General features: G+C 57.0%; 18 protein-coding genes. 8 read left to right on the top strand and 10 right to left on the bottom strand.

Features of this window, described 5'->3' with window-relative positions; genetic code table 11:
* Positions 1 to 15 precede the first annotated feature (15 nt).
* From HQL76_05225 to HQL76_05215, 3 genes are all read left to right on the top strand, one after another.
* Entirely contained in the window at positions 16 to 1,341 is a 1,326-nt protein-coding gene (locus HQL76_05225; protein MBF0108557.1) for an AAA family ATPase, read from the top strand.
* Positions 1,338 to 1,970 carry a TIGR02646 family protein gene (locus HQL76_05220; protein ID MBF0108556.1) on the top strand — a complete coding sequence of 211 codons (633 nt, stop codon included), beginning with the start codon at positions 1,338 to 1,340 and terminating at the stop codon, positions 1,968 to 1,970. The genes HQL76_05225 and HQL76_05220 overlap by 4 nt, the downstream gene beginning before the upstream one ends.
* Positions 1,971 to 2,144: 174 nt before the next feature.
* Positions 2,145 to 4,955, top strand: coding sequence for a PAS domain S-box protein (locus HQL76_05215; GenBank protein MBF0108555.1), 2,811 nt, complete (start codon positions 2,145 to 2,147; stop codon positions 4,953 to 4,955).
* A gap of 119 nt (positions 4,956 to 5,074) precedes the next feature.
* Here HQL76_05215 and HQL76_05210 read toward each other — a convergent pair whose 3' ends face one another.
* The 3 genes from HQL76_05210 to HQL76_05200 form a co-directional block, all read right to left on the bottom strand.
* Complete coding sequence (locus HQL76_05210) at positions 5,075 to 6,049, bottom strand: hypothetical protein (protein ID MBF0108554.1); 975 nt, start codon at positions 6,047 to 6,049, stop codon at positions 5,075 to 5,077.
* 48 nt (positions 6,050 to 6,097) lie between these two features.
* Positions 6,098 to 7,465, bottom strand: a complete 1,368-nt coding sequence (locus tag HQL76_05205; GenBank protein MBF0108553.1) for an undecaprenyl-phosphate glucose phosphotransferase — start codon at positions 7,463 to 7,465, stop codon at positions 6,098 to 6,100.
* A gap of 268 nt (positions 7,466 to 7,733) precedes the next feature.
* Positions 7,734 to 7,970 (bottom strand): hypothetical protein, encoded by a 237-nt coding sequence (locus HQL76_05200; protein MBF0108552.1) that lies wholly within the window; start codon positions 7,968 to 7,970, stop codon positions 7,734 to 7,736.
* Positions 7,971 to 8,251: 281 nt separating this feature from the next.
* Between HQL76_05200 and HQL76_05195 the strand changes: the two genes are divergently transcribed.
* Positions 8,252 to 9,319 carry a hypothetical protein gene (locus HQL76_05195; GenBank protein MBF0108551.1) on the top strand — a complete coding sequence of 356 codons (1,068 nt, stop codon included), beginning with the start codon at positions 8,252 to 8,254 and terminating at the stop codon, positions 9,317 to 9,319.
* Positions 9,320 to 9,345: 26 nt separating this feature from the next.
* Here the strand turns inward: HQL76_05195 and HQL76_05190 are convergent, their stop codons facing one another.
* Both HQL76_05190 and HQL76_05185 read right to left on the bottom strand, forming a co-directional pair.
* Positions 9,346 to 10,887: a tetratricopeptide repeat protein gene (locus HQL76_05190; GenBank protein ID MBF0108550.1), complete on the bottom strand. Its 1,542-nt coding sequence runs from the start codon at positions 10,885 to 10,887 to the stop codon at positions 9,346 to 9,348.
* 37 nt (positions 10,888 to 10,924) lie between these two features.
* Positions 10,925 to 11,470: a septation protein A gene (locus HQL76_05185; GenBank protein ID MBF0108549.1), complete on the bottom strand. Its 546-nt coding sequence runs from the start codon at positions 11,468 to 11,470 to the stop codon at positions 10,925 to 10,927.
* Positions 11,471 to 11,693: 223 nt separating this feature from the next.
* Here HQL76_05185 and HQL76_05180 point away from each other — a divergent pair, with 223 nt between their 5' ends.
* From HQL76_05180 to HQL76_05170, 3 genes are all read left to right on the top strand, one after another.
* The gene (locus HQL76_05180) at positions 11,694 to 13,394 is read left to right on the top strand and encodes a glutamine--tRNA ligase/YqeY domain fusion protein (GenBank protein MBF0108548.1); all 1,701 of its coding nucleotides are present in this window, start codon (positions 11,694 to 11,696) and stop codon (positions 13,392 to 13,394) included.
* 88 nt (positions 13,395 to 13,482) lie between these two features.
* Positions 13,483 to 13,881 (top strand): nucleotidyltransferase domain-containing protein, encoded by a 399-nt coding sequence (locus HQL76_05175; GenBank protein ID MBF0108547.1) that lies wholly within the window; start codon positions 13,483 to 13,485, stop codon positions 13,879 to 13,881.
* 146 nt (positions 13,882 to 14,027) lie between these two features.
* Positions 14,028 to 14,195 carry a hypothetical protein gene (locus tag HQL76_05170; GenBank protein ID MBF0108546.1) on the top strand — a complete coding sequence of 56 codons (168 nt, stop codon included), beginning with the start codon at positions 14,028 to 14,030 and terminating at the stop codon, positions 14,193 to 14,195.
* A 46-nt stretch (positions 14,196 to 14,241) separates the two neighbouring features.
* Here HQL76_05170 and secB read toward each other — a convergent pair whose 3' ends face one another.
* The 4 genes from secB to rpsT form a co-directional block, all read right to left on the bottom strand.
* The gene (gene secB / locus HQL76_05165) at positions 14,242 to 14,703 is read right to left on the bottom strand and encodes a protein-export chaperone SecB (protein ID MBF0108545.1); all 462 of its coding nucleotides are present in this window, start codon (positions 14,701 to 14,703) and stop codon (positions 14,242 to 14,244) included.
* Positions 14,704 to 14,766: 63 nt separating this feature from the next.
* Positions 14,767 to 16,335, bottom strand: a complete 1,569-nt coding sequence (locus HQL76_05160; protein MBF0108544.1) for a DEAD/DEAH box helicase — start codon at positions 16,333 to 16,335, stop codon at positions 14,767 to 14,769.
* A gap of 18 nt (positions 16,336 to 16,353) precedes the next feature.
* Positions 16,354 to 16,548, bottom strand: coding sequence for a hypothetical protein (locus HQL76_05155; protein ID MBF0108543.1), 195 nt, complete (start codon positions 16,546 to 16,548; stop codon positions 16,354 to 16,356).
* 19 nt (positions 16,549 to 16,567) lie between these two features.
* Entirely contained in the window at positions 16,568 to 16,843 is a 276-nt protein-coding gene (gene rpsT / locus HQL76_05150) for a 30S ribosomal protein S20 (protein MBF0108542.1), read from the bottom strand.
* A 237-nt stretch (positions 16,844 to 17,080) separates the two neighbouring features.
* Here rpsT and murJ point away from each other — a divergent pair, with 237 nt between their 5' ends.
* The gene (gene murJ, locus HQL76_05145) at positions 17,081 to 18,685 is read left to right on the top strand and encodes a murein biosynthesis integral membrane protein MurJ (protein ID MBF0108541.1); all 1,605 of its coding nucleotides are present in this window, start codon (positions 17,081 to 17,083) and stop codon (positions 18,683 to 18,685) included.
* A gap of 191 nt (positions 18,686 to 18,876) precedes the next feature.
* On the opposite strand, the gene HQL76_05140 is transcribed toward murJ, so the two are convergent.
* Positions 18,877 to 22,596 (bottom strand): response regulator, encoded by a 3,720-nt coding sequence (locus tag HQL76_05140; protein MBF0108540.1) that lies wholly within the window; start codon positions 22,594 to 22,596, stop codon positions 18,877 to 18,879.
* Positions 22,597 to 22,779: the final 183 nt, after the last annotated feature.

Here is a 22,779-nt window from a genome sequence, read left to right as displayed (position 1 = left end):
TTCCGGGATGACTTCATGAAACTGACCAACATCTCTTTGGCATGCTTCCGCCGCTTCGAACATTTGGATCTCTCTCTGGTGAATTGTTCCCAGGTCGTTCTCGTCGGCAACAACGGATCGGGAAAAAGTTCGATCCTTGAAGCTGTTGCCATGGGATTGAGTTGGCTGGTGGCGCGCATCCTTCGAGAAAAAGGAAGCGGCAGCACCCCGAGCGATGATGACATTCTCAACGGCGAAACGGAAACACGGATCACGCTGGAAGTCGAACACCAAGACCAATCCTTCCGCTGGTCCCTGGCAAAGACACGCAAAGGCGGAAAAAAAAACCAGGGAAGCAAGCTCGGCGCCGCCACCCGATTGGCAGACATCTTTCGCGAGGCACTTTCGACCGATGAACAACAGGCGTCCCTGCCCCTCATCGCCTACTATCCGGTCACACGTGTCGTTCTGGACATTCCGCTTAAAATCAAGGTTCGTCATCATTTCAACCAGATCGACGGATATGACAATGCCCTGCGACAAGGCGTCGATTTTCGACGATTTTTCGAATGGTTTCGGGAGTGCGAAGACAGCGAAAACGAGGCAAAGGCCAATCTTTTCGATCAATCAAGAAACGGCCATCAAGACCGGCTGGAAAATGAATTGAATCGTCTGCCTTCTTTATCCGGGGACCCGCAACTCGATGCGGTCCGAAACGCCATCACCTCGTTCATCCCCGGATTCGCCAACCTGCGCATCCAACGTCGTCCACGCCTGCGGATGATGATCGACAAGAATGGTCAAACCCTCGATGTCGTTCAGCTTTCGGACGGAGAAAAATCGTTCCTCGCCCTGGTCGGAGATATTGCCCGGCGTCTGGCCATGATGAATCCGGGTCTGAAAAATCCTCTGACAGGAAAAGGAATCGTTTTGATCGACGAGGTAGACCTGCATCTTCACCCCCAATGGCAACAAACCATCATGGGCAATTTGGTCAAAACCTTTCCCAATGTGCAATTCATACTGACGACCCACTCCCCCATCGTCATCAGCCAGGAACGGAAACCCTGTTGTTTCGTCCTGGCCGATGGCAAACTCAAGAACTGCGATCCAACCTTCGGACTGGATGTCAATCAGGTTCTGATGCAAGAGATGGATGTCGAAATCCGGGCGCCCAAGATTCAACGAAAAATTGATCGGTTGTTGGAGACCATCGAGCAAGGAAATGAAGAAAAAGCAGAGAACCTATTGACCGATCTGAAAAGACTGTTGCCCGTGAACCACATTGAGGTCACCAAAGCCCGACTGCTCCTGCGTCGGTTGCAGGCACGACATCGGAAGCAGACGGAAGAGACCTCATGAGAAGGATTCACAAAGGTGCGCCTCCGTCCGAACTGGAAAAATGGATCCGCTATAATCCCAATACCACCTACGCCGATCTTGAGAATTCCCCTGCCGGACAAGAATTGCGCCAACAGATAAGAGGAACTTGTCTTATTGAACAACACTGTCTTTGCGCCTACTGTTGCGACCTCATTGATGACAAATCCAGCCACAATGAGCATGTTGTTCCCCAATCGACCGCCCCACACCGGACCCTCGATTTCACCAATATCGTCGCCTCCTGCGAGACCAAGAATCAGTGCGGAAAGGCGCATGGCCGTCACCCTTTACCCCTGACCCCCCTGGATCCAGAATGTGAAACTAATCTTCGGTTTTTTATTTCCGGAAATGTCAAAGGTTTAACGGAAAATGCCAAGGAGACCGTTCGCATTCTCAAACTGAATTGCCGAAAACTGCGTGGTAAACGAAAAATAGCAATAGACGCTTTAATTTACGTGGCAGGGATGAAACCCGATGAATTGCAGCTTGCCGACGACATTCTCCTTGGAATCTTACGGGAAGACCTTGACAAGAAGACGGAGGATGGCTGCCTGGAAGCCTTTGGACCCGTCCTGGTCAACATAATCGGCCATCTTCTAAACGTTTGATGTCACGTGTACTCGAAAATCGTAACCATTGGCAACAATAAGCCTGAGCGGGAATACCTGGGCAGTTACCAAAAAATTTATAAACTGAAACCAACACGGAAAACGGTTTACGCGGGAAAATCCATCCAGCCTCTGTTATAGTAGATCGATCATCGATCGAATGACAGGGTTTCCATGGAACCAACTCCATTGGCCAAAGTTGCCGGCAAAACGATCGCCATTCTTGGTGGCTCGGGGGTGATCGTCCTTGGCCTGATGGTCCTTGCCGGTTGGCATTTTCATCATTCCGGCTGGATCCAGGTCCACCCTGACCTTGTCCCGATGCAATACAACACTGCCCTGGGATTTGTCCTGTCGGGTGGAGGGTTGCTTGCCCTTTTGTCCGGAAAGATCGGCCTCTCCCGGACCCTGGCCACGGCAGCGCTGATCCTGGCGGGACTGACCCTCCTGGAATACCTGATCCCGATCGACCTGGGCCTGGATCAGCTTTTCATGAAGCATTACATCCTGTTGAAAACCTCCCATCCCGGTCGCATGGCCCCCAATGCCGCCCTTTGTTTCGCCCTGTCGGCGACGGCGCTTCTGATCGGTGGTTTCCACGAAACAAAAAATACGGCCAACCGCATGGTGGGCATCATCGGCGGAGTGGTCATCGCCCTGGGAGCGGTGGCCCTGATCGGCTACCCGTTCCAACTCGAAGCCGCCTATGGCTGGGGCGACATGACACGCATGGCCCTGCACACCGCTTCGGCATTTGTCCTCCTCGGCCTCGGACTGACCGCCCTGGCCTGGTATCAAGAACCCGACCGGAGCGTCTTCTTCCCCCCCTGGTTTCCCAATTCGATCGGCCTGGGAACGGCCACCGTAACCCTGGCCCTGTGGAACGCCCTGCACACCCTGCGCCTGCAATCGGACGATCCCTTCAATTCACTTTACCCCAACGTCCACCACGCCCTCCTGATCTTCGGCCTTCTCCTTTCATGGGCACTCGCCCTGACCATCCATTTCTACCTGATGGCCCGGAGAAAAACGGTGGCATTGCAACGGGAACAGCAGGCCCTCAAGGCAAGTGAACAAAAATTTCTGCAACTTTTCATGGAAATGTCCATACCCCTGGGTTACGTGGACAAGAATGGCATCGTCCTTCATGCCAATCGACGATTTTCCCGTCTCCTGGGATACACCACGAACGACGTTCCCACCCTGAACGACTGGTGGCCGCGGGCCTATCCCGATCCCCAATACCGGCGCCAGGTCATCGATTCCTGGAGCGCCGCGGTCCGGAAGGCAATGGCGGAGGGGACAGACATCTCTCCCATCGAATACGACGTGACCTGCAAAAATGGCACGGTAAAAACCATCGAAATCGGTGGCACCACTTTCGGTGAAGACCTCCTGGCCACCTTTGTCGATGTCACGGAGAGAAAAAAATTCGAAACCCAGGTCTTGAACGAACGGCTTTTCTCCGATTCGATCATCGAAAGCCTTTCCGGTCTGTTCTATCTGTTCGATCAGAAGGGGCATCTGGTACGATGCAACCGAAATTTCCTGGAGGTGACCGGGTATTCACGAGAGGAAATTTCCGGAAAACACGCATTGGAATTCATTGCCGCCGGAGACCGGGAAAAAATCGCATCCAGCATCGAGGAGGTCTTCCTGCATGGTCATGCCACCACCGAGGCCCATCTATCGACCCGGAATGGACGAACCATTCCCTATCTCTTCTCGGGTACCCGGATCGAAATTTCCAGGGCGTATTACCTGACGGGCATCGGTCTGGACATGACCGAACGCAAACAACTCGACCAGGAATTGCGAAGCGCCCGGATCCAGGCCGAGGAGGCCAACCACGCTAAAAGTCGTTTCCTGGCGACCATGAGTCATGAAATCCGCACCCCCCTCAACACCATCATCGGCATGGGGGACATGTTGACCGAATCGGTCACGACTCCCGAACAAAAACAATTTCTCGCGGCACTCCATCGGGCAAGCGCCAGTCTCCTGGCCCTCGTCAACGATATTCTCGACCTGTCGAAAATCGAAGCGGGCGAAATGATTCTGGAATCGATGCCCTTTCATCTGACCGCCCTCTTGAACGACACCCTCCAGATTCTCGCCCTTCAGGCGCGGGACAAGGGCCTGACCCTGGAAATCAAGATCGCCAACAATGTACCCGCCCAGTGTCAGGGCGACCCGCAACGATTGCGTCAGATTCTCCTCAACCTTCTGGGCAATGCCATCAAGTTCACCGACAAGGGGCATGTCAAACTGGAAGTGCGCCTGGAACGCTCGGGACGCATCCTGTTTGCCGTTTCCGATACCGGTCGGGGAATCAACGACGAAAACCAGGAGCGCATCTTTCAGCCGTTCACCCAGGAGGACAACACCGTGACCCGGCGCCATGGCGGCACGGGTCTGGGTCTGGCGATCTGTCGGCAGCTCGTCGCGGCGATGGGAGGGCGAATCTGGGTCGAAAGTGAACGGGGACAGGGCAGCACGTTTTTTTTCCTGATCCCGCTGCATCCCGTGACCGAAACGATCGCCCCCGCTGCCGACGATGGTTCTCCACCGACCGATTCCGAAACCGTCGAACCCCTATCGGCCCACGCCACTCATTCCCGGATTCTTCTGGCGGAAGACGCGGAAGAAAACCAGATGGTCATCACTGCCTATCTCAAGGGAACCCGATATTCGGTCGAGATCGCCGCCAATGGCGCCCAGGCCTTAAAAAAATTCAAGGAGGGTGACTTCGGGGCCGTTCTCATGGATGTCCAGATGCCGATCATGGATGGATATGTCGCCACCCGCATGATCCGCCAATGGGAAGCGGGCAATGGCCTGCGACACACCCCCATCATTGCCTTGACCGCCAATGCCATGCGCGAGGATGCCCAACGGGTCCTGGAAGCGGGATGCGACCTGCACCTGTCCAAACCGATCCGCAAATCACGCCTGATCGAAGTCCTCGATGCCCTGGTATCCTGATAACTGTAATTGGAGCGAACCATTGACAGTGTACTGATATATAAAAAATATTGAAAGAAAAAAGGGGTCTGGGGGATTGCCCCCAGACCCCTTTTTTCTTTCAATAGTGTTCATATACATTACTCAGGAGTTTTTCTCCCCCGCAACAAATGCGCGAGTAACGCCAAAAACAACCCCGATCCCAAACCTGCCCCGAACCCCACCGCCACCATCCATTTGCGCCTGGGACGAGCGATCACCCCCTCGGGTGGCGCCACTGCGGGATCGACAATGTTGAAGGCGAAATCGGGACGAACACGGGACATCATGGTTTTTTGAATCTGCGTTTCCAGCAGGTTGGCCAGAACTTGTTGCAATTGCATCACCTGGGTCTTGGCCAATTCACTATGGAGAAAGGCAACACTTTTTTCCGATTCCTCGATGGCCACACGGCGCAGATGATCATTGAGTCTTTCGATGAGCAGGTTGGCCCAAAGCGCCGCCTGTTCCCGATTGTGCCACTCGATGGCGACAGCGATGACCCCATCCTTTCGCTCGGTGGAAACCGAAAGAATCCCCTCGAAGGCCACGACGGCATGCCATAACCGGGTCCGCTCCCGTTCCCCGTTTTCCTTCTTTTCCGGAGGAGAAGAATCAGGCCCAAGGGGCAAGAGGACATCAAGAAGTTTTTCCTCTTCGATGAAATTTTCCAGGAAATGCCGCGATTTCAAAATGGCCAGGTTTGAACTGGCCGTCCTTCCGCCGCCAATGTCGAGACCCGCCATGGATGCCAGTCCCGACAGCCCGCCACTCAACGCCTGACCTCCCTTGTCGTCAACCGCGGCGATCAAAACCTCGGCCCGATAAATGGGCGTCGCGGTCTTGGCCAGATAGACCGATCCCGCGGTCGTCAACACGGTCACCAACAGAATGAACCATTTGGCCCGGATAAACATTTTCCAGAATTCGAGCATGTCGATTTCATGCTCGACCGGAGGTGGCGCCAGAAAGGCCATGGGGATGGTCTGGTAGGATGGAAGCGATGGCGCTTCCCTGCTCGGGTTGTCCAACGGAAAAGCCTCCAGAGGGTGGACGGTGGGCAATCTTGAGGACATGATGCACCGACCGCCGGTCATTTTCCATGGATGATTGGACTGTCCGGTTCAGTAGGCATTTTTGCTGAAAAACAGTCTGACGACGGTCAATAAGATAATACGAATATCAAAAAGAAGAGACCAATTGGAAATATAGTATAAATCAAATTCGACCCGGCGTTGCATTTTTTCGATGGTATCGGTCTCTCCGCGAAAACCGTTGACCTGGGCCCAACCGGTGATTCCCGGTTTGACGATATGCCGTTTCATGTATTGGTCGATTTCGTCGCGGTAGAGAATGTTATGCTCCACGGCATGGGGACGGGGACCGACGATGGACATGGTTCCCTGAAGGACATTGATGAACTGGGGAAGTTCATCCAGGCTTGTCCGGCGCAAAAAATGGCCGATCGGGGTGACGCGGGAATCATTGCGCGTCGCCTGAATCACCTGTCCCTTGGGTTCCTGATGCAGGTACATGGTCCTGAATTTCCACACTTCAACCTTTCGGCCATCCCACCCATGGCGAATCTGTCGGAAAATGATCGGACCGGGAGAACTGCTTTTCACCTTGAGGGCGATCAGCAACATGAGCGGCAAACACAGCAGAAGAATCAGAAAGGCAATGACCCGATCCTCCACCGCCTTGATTTTCCGGTTCAATCCCACCATTGGCGTGACCGAAAGATTCATGACCGGAATGCCGGAAATCTGGGTGATGGAATGGTTCAGAAGATCGAAGGTGAAGATGTCGGGGATGAAGAGAATATCGACGGTGCTGTGACGCAGGGAGCGGATCAGTTTTTTCATTCGCGGTTCGGCCCGCAGCGGCAGGGCGATCCAAACCTGATCGATTGAATTGTTTTCGACAAAGGAATTCAGATCATCCAAGGTTCCGGCGACAGGAATCCCTTCGACCTGATGTGGTATCTTGTCGGGATAACAATCGTCGAAAAAGGCGACGACATCGAGGCCGGTCCAGGTCGCCTGGGAGAGTTCCCGGATCACTTTCCGACCCAGATCTCCCGCCCCGGCGATCACGATATGTCTGTGATTGTACCCCTTGCGTCGCATCCAGCGCAAAAAATGGCGCAACGAGACGCGATAAACCATCAGCATGAACCAGCACAAAAAAAGCCATTTGCCAAACAGCAAATCGGGAATGGGGCGGGAAACGACCAACAGGTCGCGGATGATCATGGCGACGGTCATGATGACCAGCGCCACCACCCAGCTGACGGTGCCTATTTCGATCCAAAGGCTGGTGCCGCGCCATTGACGGTACAGATTGTTGTTGGCATTGGCCACCACCAGCCAGATCAACACCGCGAACAGGCCGATGGTCACGGTCTCCCGCGGATGCGACAGGCTGCCGAAACTCCAATACAGGGAAAAAAGACCGGAGAAAAGCAATACGGCAATATCCAGGATCCGCATGAGCAGATCCAGTTCCCTGAGATTGCGTTTGATCAAACCGTTACTTTTATTCACTGGAAGTGTCCAAACTCCTGACCCAGCCCATGCACTTGCGCCGAGACCCGGAATCGCTCGTGATCGGCAGGATGAGAGCATGAATTGTCATGAAAAACAATGTTTGCTCACCCTCATGCCGGGAAAATGACCGGTAGCGAGGATTCCCCGAAAACCTTTTCCCGGTTTTTCCGTCGCTTCATCGCAAAACATCCCCCCACGATACACTCCCTGGTCAGTTGATCAGCCGCATCACCTGTTTGCGGACATATTCGGGATCGAAATCGGCCAGATCACAGACAAACCTGAAATGAGATCCTCCTTCGCGAAACCATTTGCGGGCCGCCTCCTTTTCATCCGGATCCTTGTGGGTCAAGGCATCCTCGACCGCCGTTTCGAGGACGGCAATCCACAATTTCTGTTCCGGAGAAAGGGATGCACTCTGGGTGAAGGATTCGACTCGACTTTTCATGCGCCACCACCTGAAAAAAATGTTGGTTCCTGGAAGGATCGAAAACCGTCAAAATTTGATCGAAACGACGCGCTTCCCGATCGATGGCATTAGTGTAAGCAAGAAACAGGCCTGTTCTTGGATCATTTCCGCGGATCTTCGTTGCGCAGTCCAGATCGACAGGCAATTCCATCGTTGGCTTTCAAATTGCAGACCTTGATGAATTCATCCAAGATTTCACAAAATTCGACACATGGCCCTTGCGACCCTTTGCCGGTTCCGGACTGGCGGGACGGATTCTCATGAAGACAAAACCCAAGGCAACGTCTGCATCCCTGGTTTGCTTTTTTTTCCTCGCCATCCTTTTGGTACACGACATTTTCGCGAATGAACGGCCTTCGTCCCAGGAAATTGCGGACGGAAACGGCTCCGTTTTTCCCCGGCTGGCCTTCGAATCCCCTCTGCCCCCCTCGCCCCAGGCGGCGATGGCCAGCGCCCTGAAGAAAGGCGCGGAGGCCATGGAAGAGGCGCGAAGACTCGATGCCCAACGAAAGCAAGGATGGATCGAAGACCAGGAAACGATCCGCGACATGCGGCGGCAGTCGGATCGTCTTCGACAGATTGTCCAGGAGGGGTGGTCCGGCGCCATGAGTCATGAAGATTGGGTACGGACCATAAACGAGGAGGAAAAATACACCCGTGAAGTGGCGGTCCTGGACCGGGAAGCCAGGGAGCGACAGAAACAATACGTTTTTCAAATCCAAAAACTTCTGGTCACGGCCCATTCCGCCGAGGAAACAGCCCGGATCATCCACGAAGAATGGGTCCGGAATCATGGCAAGGCCGCCATCGAAGCGGCAACTTCACGACACCAACAAATGAATCGGACATTGGAACTCAACCGGATTCGCCTCGATGCCGCCCGGGGTGCGTTGGAAAACGCCCGTCGGACACTTGACAATTCGCTCCGTGAACGGGAACGGTTGATCCTGGAGGAGAAAAATTTCCAGGATCGACGGAATCGAAATGCCCAGGTCGCTCGGGAACAACTGCATACGGAAGAACGACGCGCGGAGGGTTTCATGATTTTTTCCACCGTTTCCCATGAAGACCTGATGGACAGCCTTGATCGGGAAAAAAGGCTCAAGGAACGGATGGAACGTCATTCGGACGAGGATATGGCGATGGAAGGGCGATTCCGGGAACGGATCGAGACACTGAACGCCGGGATCCAAGTCCTTGAGAAAGAAGTGCGCCTCAAGGAAGAGCGACTGCAAGGAATGGAACGGGAATCGGCAACCCTGGGTACACTGCTTCAGGCCCAAAGCGCTCAAGCCGACGCCCTGGCGCGACTGGCCGAGCAACCGTAACCCAATCAGACCCTTCCGGTTCAAAATTATTGAAAGAAAAAGGGGTTCCTGCTTTCGCGGGGATCCCTTTTTCTTTCAATCATCTCGATCACCGAATAGTTACCGTCCATGGAGAACGGATCGACCACCCCCGCCCCATCCTGGAATCCATGCAACACGCCCCCCTTTTCCTCGAAAATGAAATCAAACTTCTCCTTTCCACCCGGCGCGGCTTGCGTCCGCAAGGAATTCCGGGGCCCTTTTTCTTCCTCCCGACTGGAAAGAAACGCCAGGGATCGCCGAACCCGCACCACCGCCGGATCCTCCCGACCCAAGGCCCCCTCCAAAAGATGCAACGATCGGGAAAACATCCCCTTCGCGGGTTCGAAAATTCCATCCTGATGCAGAATGATCGCCATGCTTGCAAGCCAATTGGCATGACCCACCGCATCCCGGGCAAAGAAAGAGGCGGCGGCGGCTTCGGCGGCGGCAAAGGAACGCACGGCATCCTTTTTTTTCCCCTGGCGCCAGTAGACATCACCCAAATGGGTCAGAATGAAGGCCCGTTGTGGATGATCACGTTCCTTGAACACGTCCACAAGAGCCAACGCCTGCCGTAAATGAACCTCTGCCCGCGCCAACCGCCCCTGCCCCAGTTCGACCATACCCAGATCGGTCAACGATTTGGCGCGAAGATCCTCCCCGATTCCCGGCCCGCTTTCCAGAAGCGCCACTTTTTCTTCCAGGATCTCCAAGGCCTGTTCCAGGTCATCGCGCGCCAGGTAACCTTCCGCAAGACGCTCCAGGACCTGGAAGTGCTCCGCAAAGGAAAGCAAAGCCCCTCCCCGCCCCAAAATGGAACGCGCCTGTTCCAGATCGGTGACCGCATCGCGATACCGCGCCATCCGGATCCGGATCGCTCCCCGTTCGGCAAGAATCGGAACGATCCTGGAATCGTCCGGACCAAACAGAGACCGGCCCTGTTGGAGCGCCTCGGAAAGAAAACGCTCCGCCTCCTCATTCCTCCCGAGTGCCACGAGCGCCCTGGCCCGAAGCCGCGGAAGCATGATCCGTTGCGGATGATCGGGCCACAGGAATTGATTCAATACCGGTTCCACCATGCCGATGAGATCGAGGGCCTCCGCGGCCCGCTCGGGCCAGTGGAGAATCACCTGGGCATGACCCAGACGGGCCAGAGCCGTTTCCAGATGGTGCGGGCCCAAAACCCGATCCAGATTTTGTGCCAACCGCTCGAAGACAACGCGCCCCTCCCGAAGACGACCCGCGGCAACCCACAGCCGGGCCAGATCACCCAGGGCACGCAAGGAACGGGGATGATCCTTTCCCGCGCTCCGCGACAACCCCGTGTACAGCCGTTCCTGAAAACGGATGGCCGCCTCGGGATGACCGCCGGCGACAAGATCGCGAACCCGGCGTGTCAGAAAGGGAAAGGAGTGATCCACGACGTCGGAAACACGGTTGGAAACCTGTGTCGCAAAACGGGTGTTCACCCCAATCTGCCCGCCCCCGACAACCTCCTCCGCCCCGCCTGGAATGGCCAAGGCGACCACCAGGACAGTCATTGCCATCCATGACCCGATACCCCCAGGACCGGACATGATGGTTCTATTGCCCTTCATCGCCAGGACGGGCGTGCCGGACCAGGTACACCGCCTGGAGAAGAACGAACACCAGCGTCAATCCCATCAAGCCAAAAAGTTTGAACCGGACCCATATTTCCTCGCTAAACGTCCAGGCAACCCAAAGATTGAGCCCCCCGGTCACAAAGAAAAAAACGACCCATCCCAGATTGAGACGGACCCACGCCGCATCCGGAAGCGCCACCTTTCCCTCCAACAAACGCCGGATCACGACCTTGCCCCCGCCGACAAAATGACTTCCCAGAAACACCAGGGCCAGAATCCATTGCAGAATGGTCGGTTTCCATTGGATAAAGAGTGGATTCCTGGTGAATACGGTCGCGCCGCCAAACAACAGAACCAGGCCCAGGGCCAGCCAGCGGGAACGTTCAAGTTTACCCTTGATCCGCCACTCCACCGCCGCATGAATGGCCATGGTGACCATCAAGGCGATGGTCGCGGTCACCAGATCGGTAAATTGGTAGACCAAAAAGAAAATCAACACCGGAATAAATTCAAAAAGTTGCGCCATGACATTCTCCTCTGGCATTACCCTTGCTATTCTCCATGACAGGATACCGGTATTCTCTCGATGGCGCGGTCCAAAGCGGACCGGAGGGCCCGTGTCCATGAAACACAAGCCTTTGTCCCGGGAAAACCCATGTACCCTCAGGGTTCATTTTCAAGATATTGCCTGGAAGCGTACCATTTCCTGACCGGGAACCCAAACTTTCAAACGTTCAAGGTGTACCTGAATGTCCGCGAATGACGAAAAAAAACAGACCGATTTCATCCGTACCATCATCGAACAGGATCTGGAGCGCCATTCGAACGAAGGGAAGGTCGTGACCCGTTTTCCTCCCGAGCCCAATGGCACCCTGCACATCGGCCATGCCAAATCGATTTGTCTGAATTTTGGCATCGCCCTCCAATATCCCGGTAGCCGCTGTCATCTGCGCTTCGATGATACCAATCCCGAGAAGGAAGAGATCGCCTATGTCGAATCGATCCAGGAAGATGTCCGCTGGCTGGGATTCGACTGGGGGATCCACCTGTATTATGCGTCCGATTATTTCGAGCGTTTGTATGAATTGGCCGAGGTGTTGATTCGCAAGGGGATGGCATATGTCTGTAGCCTTTCCGCCGACGAAATGCGCGATCATCGCGGAACCCTGACCGAACCGGGACGGGAAAGTCCCTATCGCGACCGGGGGGTCGAGGAAAACCTGACCCTGTTCCGGGCGATGCGCGCCGGGGCATACCCCGATGGAACGCACACCCTGCGGGCGAAGATCGACATGTCCTCCGCCAACATCAACATGCGCGATCCCACGTTGTACCGGATCCGGCGGGCGCATCATCATCAGACGGGTGACCGTTGGTGCATCTATCCGACCTACGACTATACCCATTGCATTTCGGACGCCCTGGAGGGGATCACCCATTCCCTGTGTACCCTGGAATTCGAGGATCACCGCCCCCTGTACGACTGGATCCTCGATCAACTGGCCGAAGAGCTTCCCTGTCATCCGCGGCAGATTGAATTTTCCCGCCTGGAGCTGGAATTCACCGTCATGAGCAAGCGGATGCTCACCACCCTGGTCTCGGGAGGTCATGTGTCGGGATGGGACGATCCCCGGCTGCCGACCATCTCCGGATTGCGGCGACGCGGCTACACGCCCGCCTCCATCCGCCATTTCTGCCGCCTGATCGGCATCACCAAGGCCCCCAATCATGTTGAAATGGCCCTCCTGGAAAACTGCCTGCGCGACGATCTGGAACACAACGCCCCACGGGCCATGGCAGTCCTCGACCCGCTGCGGGTGATTCTGGACAATCTTCCCGAGGGACACCTCGAAGAAATCAAACTCGCCAACCATCCACAAAACGAGTCGCTGGGAACCCGGACCATCCCCTTGACGCGGGAACTGTTCATCGAACGGGACGATTTCAACGAAACCCCCCCCAAGGGTTACAAACGTTTGATCCCCGGAGGCGAGGTCCGGCTGCGCCATGCCTACGTCATCCGTTGCCAGGAGATCATCAGGGATCCCCGCAGCGGTCGGATCGAAGCGCTCAGATGCCAGGTCGATCGGGATACGATGAACAAAGCGCCCGAAGGACGAAAAGTCAAAGGGGTCATCCACTGGGTTTCGGCGGAGCGCCATTTCAAGGCGCGGATCAACCTGTACGATCGCCTGTTCACGGTGGCACAACCGATTGACGCCAAGCGAGGCGGTTCTTTCCTCGACCACATCAATCCCGACTCGCTCCAGGTTCTCGATGAGCGCCCCGTCGAGGAAAGTCTTGCCCGGGCGCTACCGGGACAGCATTTTCAATTTGAGCGCCTCGGATATTTTTCTCCCGACCGCCACGACTCCCAACCGGGAAATCCCGTCTTCAACCGCAGCGTCTCTCTGCGTGACAGTTGGAACAAGATTGAAAAAAAGGGATGAAGGAGAGAACATCCCCTTCATGCGCCGGTATGGAAAAATGTATTCCATTCGCCAAGAGACGCGCCACATTGCAACACTTCAGCGCCCCATGACCATTACCGACGCCGACCTGACCGCCATGAGCGCTTCCATAGTGGAAACCGTCCACCCGGAGCGGATCATCCTGTTCGGCTCCCTGGCGCGGGGTGACGCCAACGAAGATTCGGACATCGACCTGTTGGTGGTTGTGGACGAAGGGTTTCAGGAACGAAGCCGATGGCGTGAACTTCAGAAGATTCGCAAGCTGTTGGCATCCTTCCCCATGCCCAAGGATATCCTGCTCTACAGCCAGGACGAGGTGGACCGCTGGCAACACTCCGCCAACCACATCATCACCCATGCCCTTCGGGAAGGGATACCCCTCTATGAGCGACACCGACCAGGCGGAAACCTATCTGCTGATGGCGGGCAAGGATTTCCGCGCTCTGGCAGCGATGGGCGATTCTGATCATTTCGATGTGGCAATTTTCGGATTCCACGTCCAACAGGCCATTGAGAAGGGTCTGAAGGCATGGCTTTGCCTGCGGTGATGCCAAGTTTCCCAAAAAACACGATCTGTTGGCGTTGAACGCCCTTCTGGAACGATCTGGCGCAATGTTGCCGGAATCCTTCAACGCCTTGTTGGGTTTCACCGACTTTGCCACCACCTTCCGCTATGGCGCCTATCCCGAATTTGACGAAGAGATCGACCGTGCGGCAACCACCGCATTGGTGGAACGCTTCCTGGATCATGTCCGCCAGCAATTGGAAATGGCGCCATGATCCTCAAAGCTCTATAAAAATCCTGATCGCCATCGAATCTTGCAGATCAGTTTCCAGCGGATTCCCGCTCCTTGGCCTGGTGGTACAAGGCGGCAAAATTGATGGGATCCAACACCATCGGCTTGAACCCACCCTCCATCACCAGATCCGAAATGATCCGCCTGGCATAGGGAAAAATGATGTGTGGACATTCAATGCCCAATGTCGGCCCCAGATGTTCCCGCGGCAGGTTGCGAATCCGGAACAGACCGGCATAGGTCACATCCACCAGAAACAGGACCTCCTCCCCATCCTTGACCCGGGCATTGACCTGTAACGTCACCTCATAACGATCCTCGCCCTTCTGGGTCACTCCGGTCCCCAGATTAAACTCCACCGTGGGATCGTTGCGCCGCAAATACACCTCCGGGGCATTGGGATTTTCGAAAGACAAATCCTTGATATAAAGCCGCTCGACATTGAATACCGGCTGGTTTGAAGGCGCCTGGTCCGGTTGTTGTTCGGTCATGATATGCACTTTCCGTCAAAAAGGTTTCCAATGGACGCGATACGCCACCCGGCCATTCGCGGATCACTCTTTTTCCTCGAACAAGGGAGGCCCGGCAGGCTCCCCGGCGGCGGGTTCTCCCGAATCGGCCATCATCGCGCCCCCCTCGTTCCCCTTTTTCTTCCTGCGGCGCCGTCGCCGTTTTTTCTTTTCCTCCGCCACCCCTTCAGTCGCCACGCCCGGCACCCCTTCGGCCACGGGCAGTCCGTCTCCGACCACGGTTGGCGCAATACCTTCGGTCACACTGTTTTCCCGCACCGGGGAACGACGTCTTGAATCCCGTCCCCGACCGCCCTTCGCCCGACCTTTTCCCGGGGAGGTCCGGGGGCGTTGCCGCAAACGTTCCTCCCCATCCTCTTCCTTGGGATCAACCACCGGACGGGTCAGGGCAACATACAGTTCAAGATCGTCTTCCTGTATCGGGATTCTCGCGCCGATACACTGTTCGATCGCTTCCAGATGATAGGCCCCATCCTCATCCACCAGGGAAATGGCATCGCCTCTGGCGCCGGCACGGGCGGTACGTCCGATGCGGTGGATGTAATCTTCCGGATTTTCCGGGAGGTCGAAGTTGATGACATGGGTGACCCCATCGATGTGCAGCCCCCGTCCCGCCACATCGGTGGCGATCAGGACAGGAATCGCCCCGTCCCCGAACCGCTGCAACACCTTCAAACGGACCGCCTGCGGCACATCCCCCGAAAGATAACCCGCCTGGATTTCATTCGCCCGCAGCCATTTTTTCAGCTTTTCTCCCATCCGCTTGGTGTTGACGAAGATCATGACCCGGCCCGCGCCCCCCCCTGCGGTCTCCTTCAGATCACGCTTGAGCAGTCCCACCAGAAAACTGATCTTGCGCCGCCCCTCGACATGATACAACGCCTGCACCACCTGCCGGACCGTCCGGACATCGTCCACGGTCGCAAGGATCACGGGGCTGTTCATGAATTCGTAGGAAAGCTCCTGTGCCCGATAGGACAACGTCGCGGAAAACAACATCGACAATCGTTGTTCGTAGGAAGGAAGCCGCCGCAACAGATAACGCAGATCGGCGATGAATCCCATGTCGAACATGCGATCCGCCTCGTCGATCACCAACACCTCGACCCGATCGACCCGGAAAAATTTTTGTTTGTAATAGTCGATCAGACGCCCCGGAGTGCCGATCAGAAGATCGATTTCGCCATCGGTCAGGAGATGCATTTGTTTTTCGTAATCGACCCCGCCATAGACCGCGGCGATCCGAAAGGGGGCATGGCAGCCAAGCTGCCGGGCATCGCGCTCGATCTGCACCACCAGTTCGCGGGTCGGGGCGATGATCAGGGCCCGAGGATGACTGACCGGGTGGTGGGGGGCATCGTCACCGGCCCCACCCGAAGGCCCACGCCCCTGGGGGGCGGCAAGCAGGCGGCTCAGTGTGGCGATGAGAAAGGCCGCCGTCTTTCCCGTCCCGGTCTGCGCCTGACCCGCGACATCCTTCCCCTCCAGGGTCAGGGGAAGGGTCAGGGCCTGAATCGGGGTGCATTGGACAAAATGGGCGTCGCGGATCCCCTCCAGCAATGGAGCGGGAATGGGAAGTTGGGCAAATTCCATGAGGTTTCTTTATGGTTGTCAGGCCTGGATTGGGAATGCCGTCACGGCACGATAACCGACCGGCGCCATCTGGCGGTCCGCCCCAAACAGCCACGACAGGGATGACGGCGGGGCGAATCCCCACCTTCCCTGAGGACCGTCACGGATCACCTCCACCCGGAACACCGATGGCCCGGCGCCGCTGGAAGCCGAACGGTCCCTCTTTGGTGACACAACAGCTCGCTCCCACTCCTCAAACCGGAGCCGCCACCATTGCCTTGACCCGGGCATTGAGTCGGCTGATCCTCCGGGAGGCCTGATTGGGATGAATCACCCCCTTGCGCGCCGTCACCGCAATCACGCTGGTCGCCTCCTTCAAGGCCGCCTGAGCGGTTTCCAGATTGCCGGACCGTACCGCTTCAAGCACTTTCTTGCTGTAGGTGCGATAACGGGACTTGACCTCACGATTGCGTTGGGTCAGCTTCTCGGTCTGACGGTTGCGTTTGATGGCGGATTTAATGTTGGCCACTGAAGATGCGCTCCTTTTGTTGTATTCAAGTCGGTTGATTCGTTCTCAAGGCCTCTGGTTCGGGATTCCCGGGCATCGCCAACCAGAGGTCATCCACAATGCGGCCCTTCATTCCACCAAGGAACCTGTACCTTCCGATCGGATCGGCGTTTCCTTGGGGGTGGCAACCGCGAACGGATTCACAAACATCGCAGTTTGGCAAATTTACCGGGTCAACGTCAAAGGAATAATTCCACCGTGTCGTTTTCCAACCCCGCAACCCGCGAACAGCACGGGTCCCCGTCTCTGCGCAATCTGTTGCGTTCAGCGGGGATCGTCAGCCTTTTCACCCTGTTTTCCCGCATTCTGGGATTTGCCCGCGACGTGGTCATCGCCCGCGGCTTTGGGGCAGGCATGGGCGCGGATGCCTTCATCGTCGCCTTGAAACTGCCCAATTTCCTGAGACGACTGTTTGCCGAGGGGGCCTTCAGCACCGCATTCGTCCCCGTTTTCTCCGACTATCTGGCCAGGGATGACCGCGAGGAAACCCACAAGGCGGTCCAGGCGGTCTTCACCATGCTGCTGGTGGTTCTGACCCTTCTTGTGGTGGTGTGTCAACTGTTCATGCCATGGTTGATCTTTCTCCTCGCCCCCGGATTTGGCGACAGCCCCGAGAAAATACAACTCACCATCGATCTGACGCGGATCACCTTTCCCTACATATTGTTCATCGCCCTGGTGGCCCTGGCCGGAGGAATTCTCAACAGCCACAACCGCTTCGGCATCCCCGCCGCCACGCCGATGCTGTTGAATCTGTCCCTCATCGGCTGTGCTTTTTTCGTTGCCCCCCACCTTGATGAGCCTGCCACGGGGCTGGCGATCGGAGTGTTCATCGGCGGAGTCACGCAACTGGCCCTGCAATGGCCCGCCCTGAAAAAAATCGGCATGAGTTTTTCCTGGCGCTGGGATCCCGGTCATCCGGCCATCCGCCGCATCCTGCACTTGATGGGCCCCTCGGTCCTCGGGGTTTCGGTGGCCCAGATCAACCTGTTGTTCGACCTGTTTCTCGCCTCCTGGCTGCCGGAGGGGTCGATTTCCTATCTGTATTATGCCGACCGCCTGGTCGAATTTCCGCTGGGGCTGGTCGGCATCGCCATGGCGACCGCCATTCTTCCCGCCCTGTCGGCCCGGGCCGCCGCCGGAGACATGGAAGGATTGCATCATCAACTGGATGCCGGTCTGCGCTTCACTCTGCTTTTGAACATTCCCGCCACCGTCGCCCTGGTTGTGTTGCGCGAGCCCCTCCTCTCCCTGCTCTTCGAACGGGGGGCATTCACCCCCGAAACCACCCGTCTGGCGGCCCAGGCGCTCCTGGGTTACGGGCTCGGACTGACCTTCTACTCCCTCATCAAGGTCACCGCCCCCGCCTTTTACGCCCTGAAGGACACCAAAACTCCCGTCCGCATCGCCATCATCGCCATGCTCTCCAACATGGTCTTCAACCTGATCCTCATGTTTCCCCTGAAACATGCGGGACTCGCCCTGGCCACCACCCTGTCGGCCCTGATCAACGCCGGACTGCTGCTACACCATTTGCATCGGAAAACCGGCTTCAAACCGCTACCCGGCTTCTGGACTGCGGGTTTCAAAACGATCGCCGCCTCGACGCTCATGGCGGCCCTCCTTGTTTTCATGCTCCCTTACCTGGAAAGTCCGGACGTTTCCCTGACCGTGCGTGCCCTTCTCCTGACCGGCACCATCGTAACTGCCGGGTCTCTCTTTTTCGTCACCTGCCGAATCCTCGGCATCCACGAAGTCAAACTGATCTTCGCCATGATCGCCCGGCGCGGAAAACGCCGATGAAACAGCGTTGTTGCATGATTGCCCGCGATTCCAGCCACTTGAACAATGGAGGCATGAGAACCACATCCCAAAAACATCATGACCGCATCAGCCATTGGCGGGAGTACAACGCCACGGTATGGTGTCGATGCACTGATGGCCGAATTTGAAAATGCGTCATCTTTCCAGGACCACGCAGTTCAAACAGAATCTCAAACCGGACCTGCCCCTCGATCCACCCTGGCATTGTCCGCCTGAAACCCGCGCAGCCATTCCTCCAGGGCGTTCCGGACCTCCGGCCAGGAACCACGCATCCGTTCGAGGATTTCCCTGCTTCGATCTTCCCGCCCCGGATCCTGCCGCAACGATTCCATCTCCCGGGCGAGGGTGGCCAATGCCGTCGCCCCCACATACCCCGATTGCGATTTCATACTGTGGGCAGCTCGCGACGCCTGATCGAAATCCGCTCCGGACAATCCAGCCGCCATCGTCTCCAGGTGCCTTGGAACCGAAACAAGGTATTCCCGGATCAACCGTTCCACCGCATCGGGATCGTTCTTGAAGATCATCGCCACCGTCGCCAACGCCCGGGAATCGATCCCCGCATCCCCCCCCCGTGCCCCCACGGAGGCATCCACCACGCCGACCACCGTCGCTGAAGGCAGCACCACACCCAGCGGATTCTTTTCCCGTCCCGAGGTTCCACCGCCCTCGCCCTCCTTCATCCCTCCGGTCTCCGACTCCCGGAACCCCTCCCTGTCCTCATCCTTGTTTCCCTCCGTGGGCCAGACGATGTTGCCCATCCAGCGCAGGAGCATCCGTTCCAACATGTCCCAACGGACCGGTTTGGGCAGATGGTCGTCCATGCCCGCGTCGAGACAGGTCCGACGATCCTGTTCCAGGGCATGGGCGGTCATGGCGATGATGGGAAGGGTTTTGCCGCTGGGGTGGCGGGCCTCCCAGGCGCGAATCGCACGGGCCGCCTCCAGGCCATCCATCACCGGCATCTGGACATCCATCAATACCAGATCGAACGGGTGACGCCACACCTGTTCCACCGCCTCGGCGCCGTTGGTTGCCAGGGTGACTGTCAGACCCAGGTGTCTGAGCATCCCCAGCGCCACCTGTTGATTGATGACCGTATCCTCGACCAACAGAATCCGTCCCTGAAGCCGTGACCGTGGCGACCGGACCTCCCCCGGATCCACGCCCCCCCCCTCCCGCGCCGGAGTGGGGCGTGAACGGATCAATCCGGCCAGGCCGTCGAGAATCTTGGTTTTTCCGGCGGGCTTCATGAGACACAGATCGATCCCCGCCGCCCGCAACGCCTCCCGGCCCGGTTGCATCCCGGAACTGAAGAGCATCAGATGGACCGGGGGGATTTCCGGGTCGTGGCGGATGGTCCGCGCCAGTTCCAGGCCATCCATTCCCGGCATGTGAAAATCAAGAATCGCCACCCGAAACGTGGCACGGCGATTGTCCGGATCTTTTTGTCGCCGCAGCAGGGCCAACGCCTTCTCCCCCGAATCGACGCTGCGAAAAGGAACCCCCCAGGATTTGAAATAGCTTTCCAAAATGCCACGGTTGGTTTCGTTGTCATCGACGATGAGAACATGGGCGGCGCGAAGGCTTTCGATCACTTCCTGGCCTCCCGGATCGCATTTGGCCAACGGAAGCGAAAAACGGAAGGTGGAACCGACTTGCGGCTGGCTTTCGACCTTGATTTGCCCACCCATCGCCTCGACGAGTTGCCGGGAAATGACCAGTCCCAGGCCGGTCCCGCCATATTTGCGGGTGGTGGAACCGTCGGCCTGGGTAAAGGGTTGGAATATTTTTTCCCGAACCGCCGGGTCCATGCCGATGCCGGTGTCACTGATGCGAAAACCGACGGTCATCTCCTCCCGGCCAACCTTTTCGCGGCGAACCTCGACGACCACCTCCCCTTTTTCGGTAAACTTGATGGCATTGGCGATCAGGTTGACCAACACCTGACGCAGGCGCAAGGAATCACCCGTCAGCCGGGCGGGAAGGTCGGGATCGATGAACACCGCCAGTTCCAGCCCCTTGGCGTGGGCCCGGTCGGCGAGCATGGCGGCGGTTTCCTCCACCGTTTCGGCCAGATCGAACGGCGACTCTTCCAGTTCGAGCCTTCCCGCCTCGATCTTGGAAAAGTCGAGAATATCGTTGATCACCGCCAATTGCAGTTCCGCCGATTTGATGGCGGTGGCCAGGTAATGGCGCTGATGGGGATCGAGTTCGGTGCGATCCAACAATTCAAGCATTCCGACCACCCCGTTCATGGGTGTCCGCACCTCATGGCTCATGTTGGCCAGAAAATCGCTCTTGGCGCGGTTGGCCGCCTCGGCCTGTTCCTTGGCCACCTGGAGTTCCCGTTCCATCCGTTTGCGTTTGGTGATGTCGGTACCGATGCCGCAAAGGACGGTCGTCGGATTGTCGCCGATGGCCAGGGGAAACCGGGTCATGAAAAACACCCGTTCGCCATCGGCGCCACTGATGATAATTTCCGATTCCACGGGACATTTGCGGTCGAGGACCTCGCGATCGGCCTCTTCCATGGGGATGGCCAGTTCGGGACCAAACAGATCGCGCGCCCGTTGACCCAGGACGGCAGAGGTCGAAAGACCGAGAAAAATCTCGAAAGAGCGGTTGATGAACAGGTAGCGTCCCAGATAATCCTTGAGAAAGACGATGCTCGACATGTTGTTGAGTATCGCTTCCATCTGCGCCTGGGTCTCCTGGCGTTCCCGCTGCGCCTGGGCCATTCGTTCCGCCATGGCCTTTTCGGCGGAAATATCGCGCGAGGTGGCGACAAACTGTTGAATGGAGCCATCGGGACCGCGGATCGGTGAAATATTGACCCAGGCCCAGTACAGGCTGCCATCGCGCTTGCGGTTTTGTATTTCGCCGCGCCACACCTGTCCCTGATGGATGGTACTCCACAGGGTTTCGTTGAACTCGCGATCCTGCACCCCCGATTTAAGGATTTTCTGATCCCGGCCCACCAGTTCTTCCATGGGGTACCCGGTCACCTCGATCAACTTAAGATTGACGTATTCGATGATCCCCTGGGGATTGGTGATCATGACCATGCTGGGGTTGTATTCCAGGACATTGGCCAGTCTGCGGTATTCGTTTTCGACCTCCTTGAGGGCGGAAAGATCACGGATGATGATGGAATGGCGGACGGCGCGATCGACCCGGATCCGGGCGACCGAGAAATGGAGTGGCAGGCGTGACCCATCGGCATGGATCCCCAACCCTTCGATGCCATAACCGGCGATGGCATCGCCATCGACCGTTTCCCCGATGGGAAAAAGGTATTTCAATATTCCGGGGATCAAGCGATCCGCCTTTTCGTTGACGATCTCCCATTCTTCCCAGCCGAAGATACGGGAGGCGCCACTGTTGACGGCAAGGATGGTGCCATCGCCGTCGGTGGTGAGGATGCCGTCGGCGGCCCGTTGCAGGATGGCGTTAAGCCGTTCCTCCTGGGCGACGATCATCCGCTTTCCCCGTGCCGCTTCGAGCAATATATGAATCCGGTTTTCCAGCAGGGCCAGATTGCCCGCCATGACAAAAAAATCGTCAACCCCCGCTTCGACCGCCTCACGGATTTCCTCGGAGGTTTCATTATGGTTGATCAATCCCAGGACCGATGTGGTTGCCGAACCGGTGAATTCCTTGAGCATTCCCAGGGTGGCATGGCCATCGCGGCGCGACCAGACCAGATCGATCAGGACCAGTTCCAACGAAAAAGTTTTCAAGAACGAACGGGCCTTTTCCCCGTCATCGATCATCATCGCCTGATACCCCCAGCGGGGCCACCAGGGGGCGAGACGTTTGTTAAACCGGCTGTTGGTTCCCAACAGCAGCAAGGGAATCTTGTTGTCGGTTGCAGGCTCATCATTCATGGAGGAATTCCAAAAAACCATTGCGGGTCCAGGGGGATCATCCCCCTGGTGGGGTCCGGGGCAACGCCCCGGAAAAGTTTTCGTCATTTCCGCAGTACCAGGATGGTTGCGGTTTGGCTTCCCCGGGATGGCCGTTTGTCGAATTCACGCTGAACCAGCACGGACATCACGGCACCCTTGTCC

It is taken from the genome of Magnetococcales bacterium (genome assembly GCA_015228815.1).
Taxonomy (GTDB): Bacteria; Pseudomonadota; Magnetococcia; order Magnetococcales; family UBA8363; genus UBA8363.
Note: the sequence above shows the minus strand (reverse complement) of the source record. Positions and strands in the feature narration are given on the sequence as shown.

What these genes read in the sequence shown, in the direction of transcription:
- HQL76_05210 (MBF0108554.1), bottom strand. Translation starts at nt 6,049, where the DNA reads ATGTCCTCAAGATTGCCCACCGTCCACCCTCTGGAGGCTTTTCCGTTG.
- HQL76_05195 (MBF0108551.1), top strand. Translation starts at nt 8,252, where the DNA reads ATGAAGACAAAACCCAAGGCAACGTCTGCATCCCTGGTTTGCTTTTTT.
- HQL76_05175 (MBF0108547.1), top strand. Translation starts at nt 13,483, where the DNA reads ATGACCATTACCGACGCCGACCTGACCGCCATGAGCGCTTCCATAGTG.
- HQL76_05190 (MBF0108550.1), bottom strand. Translation starts at nt 10,887, where the DNA reads ATGGCAATGACTGTCCTGGTGGTCGCCTTGGCCATTCCAGGCGGGGCG.
- HQL76_05215 (MBF0108555.1), top strand. Translation starts at nt 2,145, where the DNA reads ATGGAACCAACTCCATTGGCCAAAGTTGCCGGCAAAACGATCGCCATT.
- HQL76_05185 (MBF0108549.1), bottom strand. Translation starts at nt 11,470, where the DNA reads ATGGCGCAACTTTTTGAATTTATTCCGGTGTTGATTTTCTTTTTGGTC.
- HQL76_05180 (MBF0108548.1), top strand. Translation starts at nt 11,694, where the DNA reads ATGTCCGCGAATGACGAAAAAAAACAGACCGATTTCATCCGTACCATC.
- HQL76_05225 (MBF0108557.1), top strand. Translation starts at nt 16, where the DNA reads ATGAAACTGACCAACATCTCTTTGGCATGCTTCCGCCGCTTCGAACAT.
- HQL76_05200 (MBF0108552.1), bottom strand. Translation starts at nt 7,970, where the DNA reads ATGAAAAGTCGAGTCGAATCCTTCACCCAGAGTGCATCCCTTTCTCCG.
- secB (MBF0108545.1), bottom strand. Translation starts at nt 14,703, where the DNA reads ATGACCGAACAACAACCGGACCAGGCGCCTTCAAACCAGCCGGTATTC.
- HQL76_05140 (MBF0108540.1), bottom strand. Translation starts at nt 22,596, where the DNA reads ATGAATGATGAGCCTGCAACCGACAACAAGATTCCCTTGCTGCTGTTG.
- HQL76_05170 (MBF0108546.1), top strand. Translation starts at nt 14,028, where the DNA reads ATGTTGCCGGAATCCTTCAACGCCTTGTTGGGTTTCACCGACTTTGCC.
- HQL76_05220 (MBF0108556.1), top strand. Translation starts at nt 1,338, where the DNA reads ATGAGAAGGATTCACAAAGGTGCGCCTCCGTCCGAACTGGAAAAATGG.
- HQL76_05160 (MBF0108544.1), bottom strand. Translation starts at nt 16,335, where the DNA reads ATGGAATTTGCCCAACTTCCCATTCCCGCTCCATTGCTGGAGGGGATC.
- HQL76_05205 (MBF0108553.1), bottom strand. Translation starts at nt 7,465, where the DNA reads ATGCGGATCCTGGATATTGCCGTATTGCTTTTCTCCGGTCTTTTTTCC.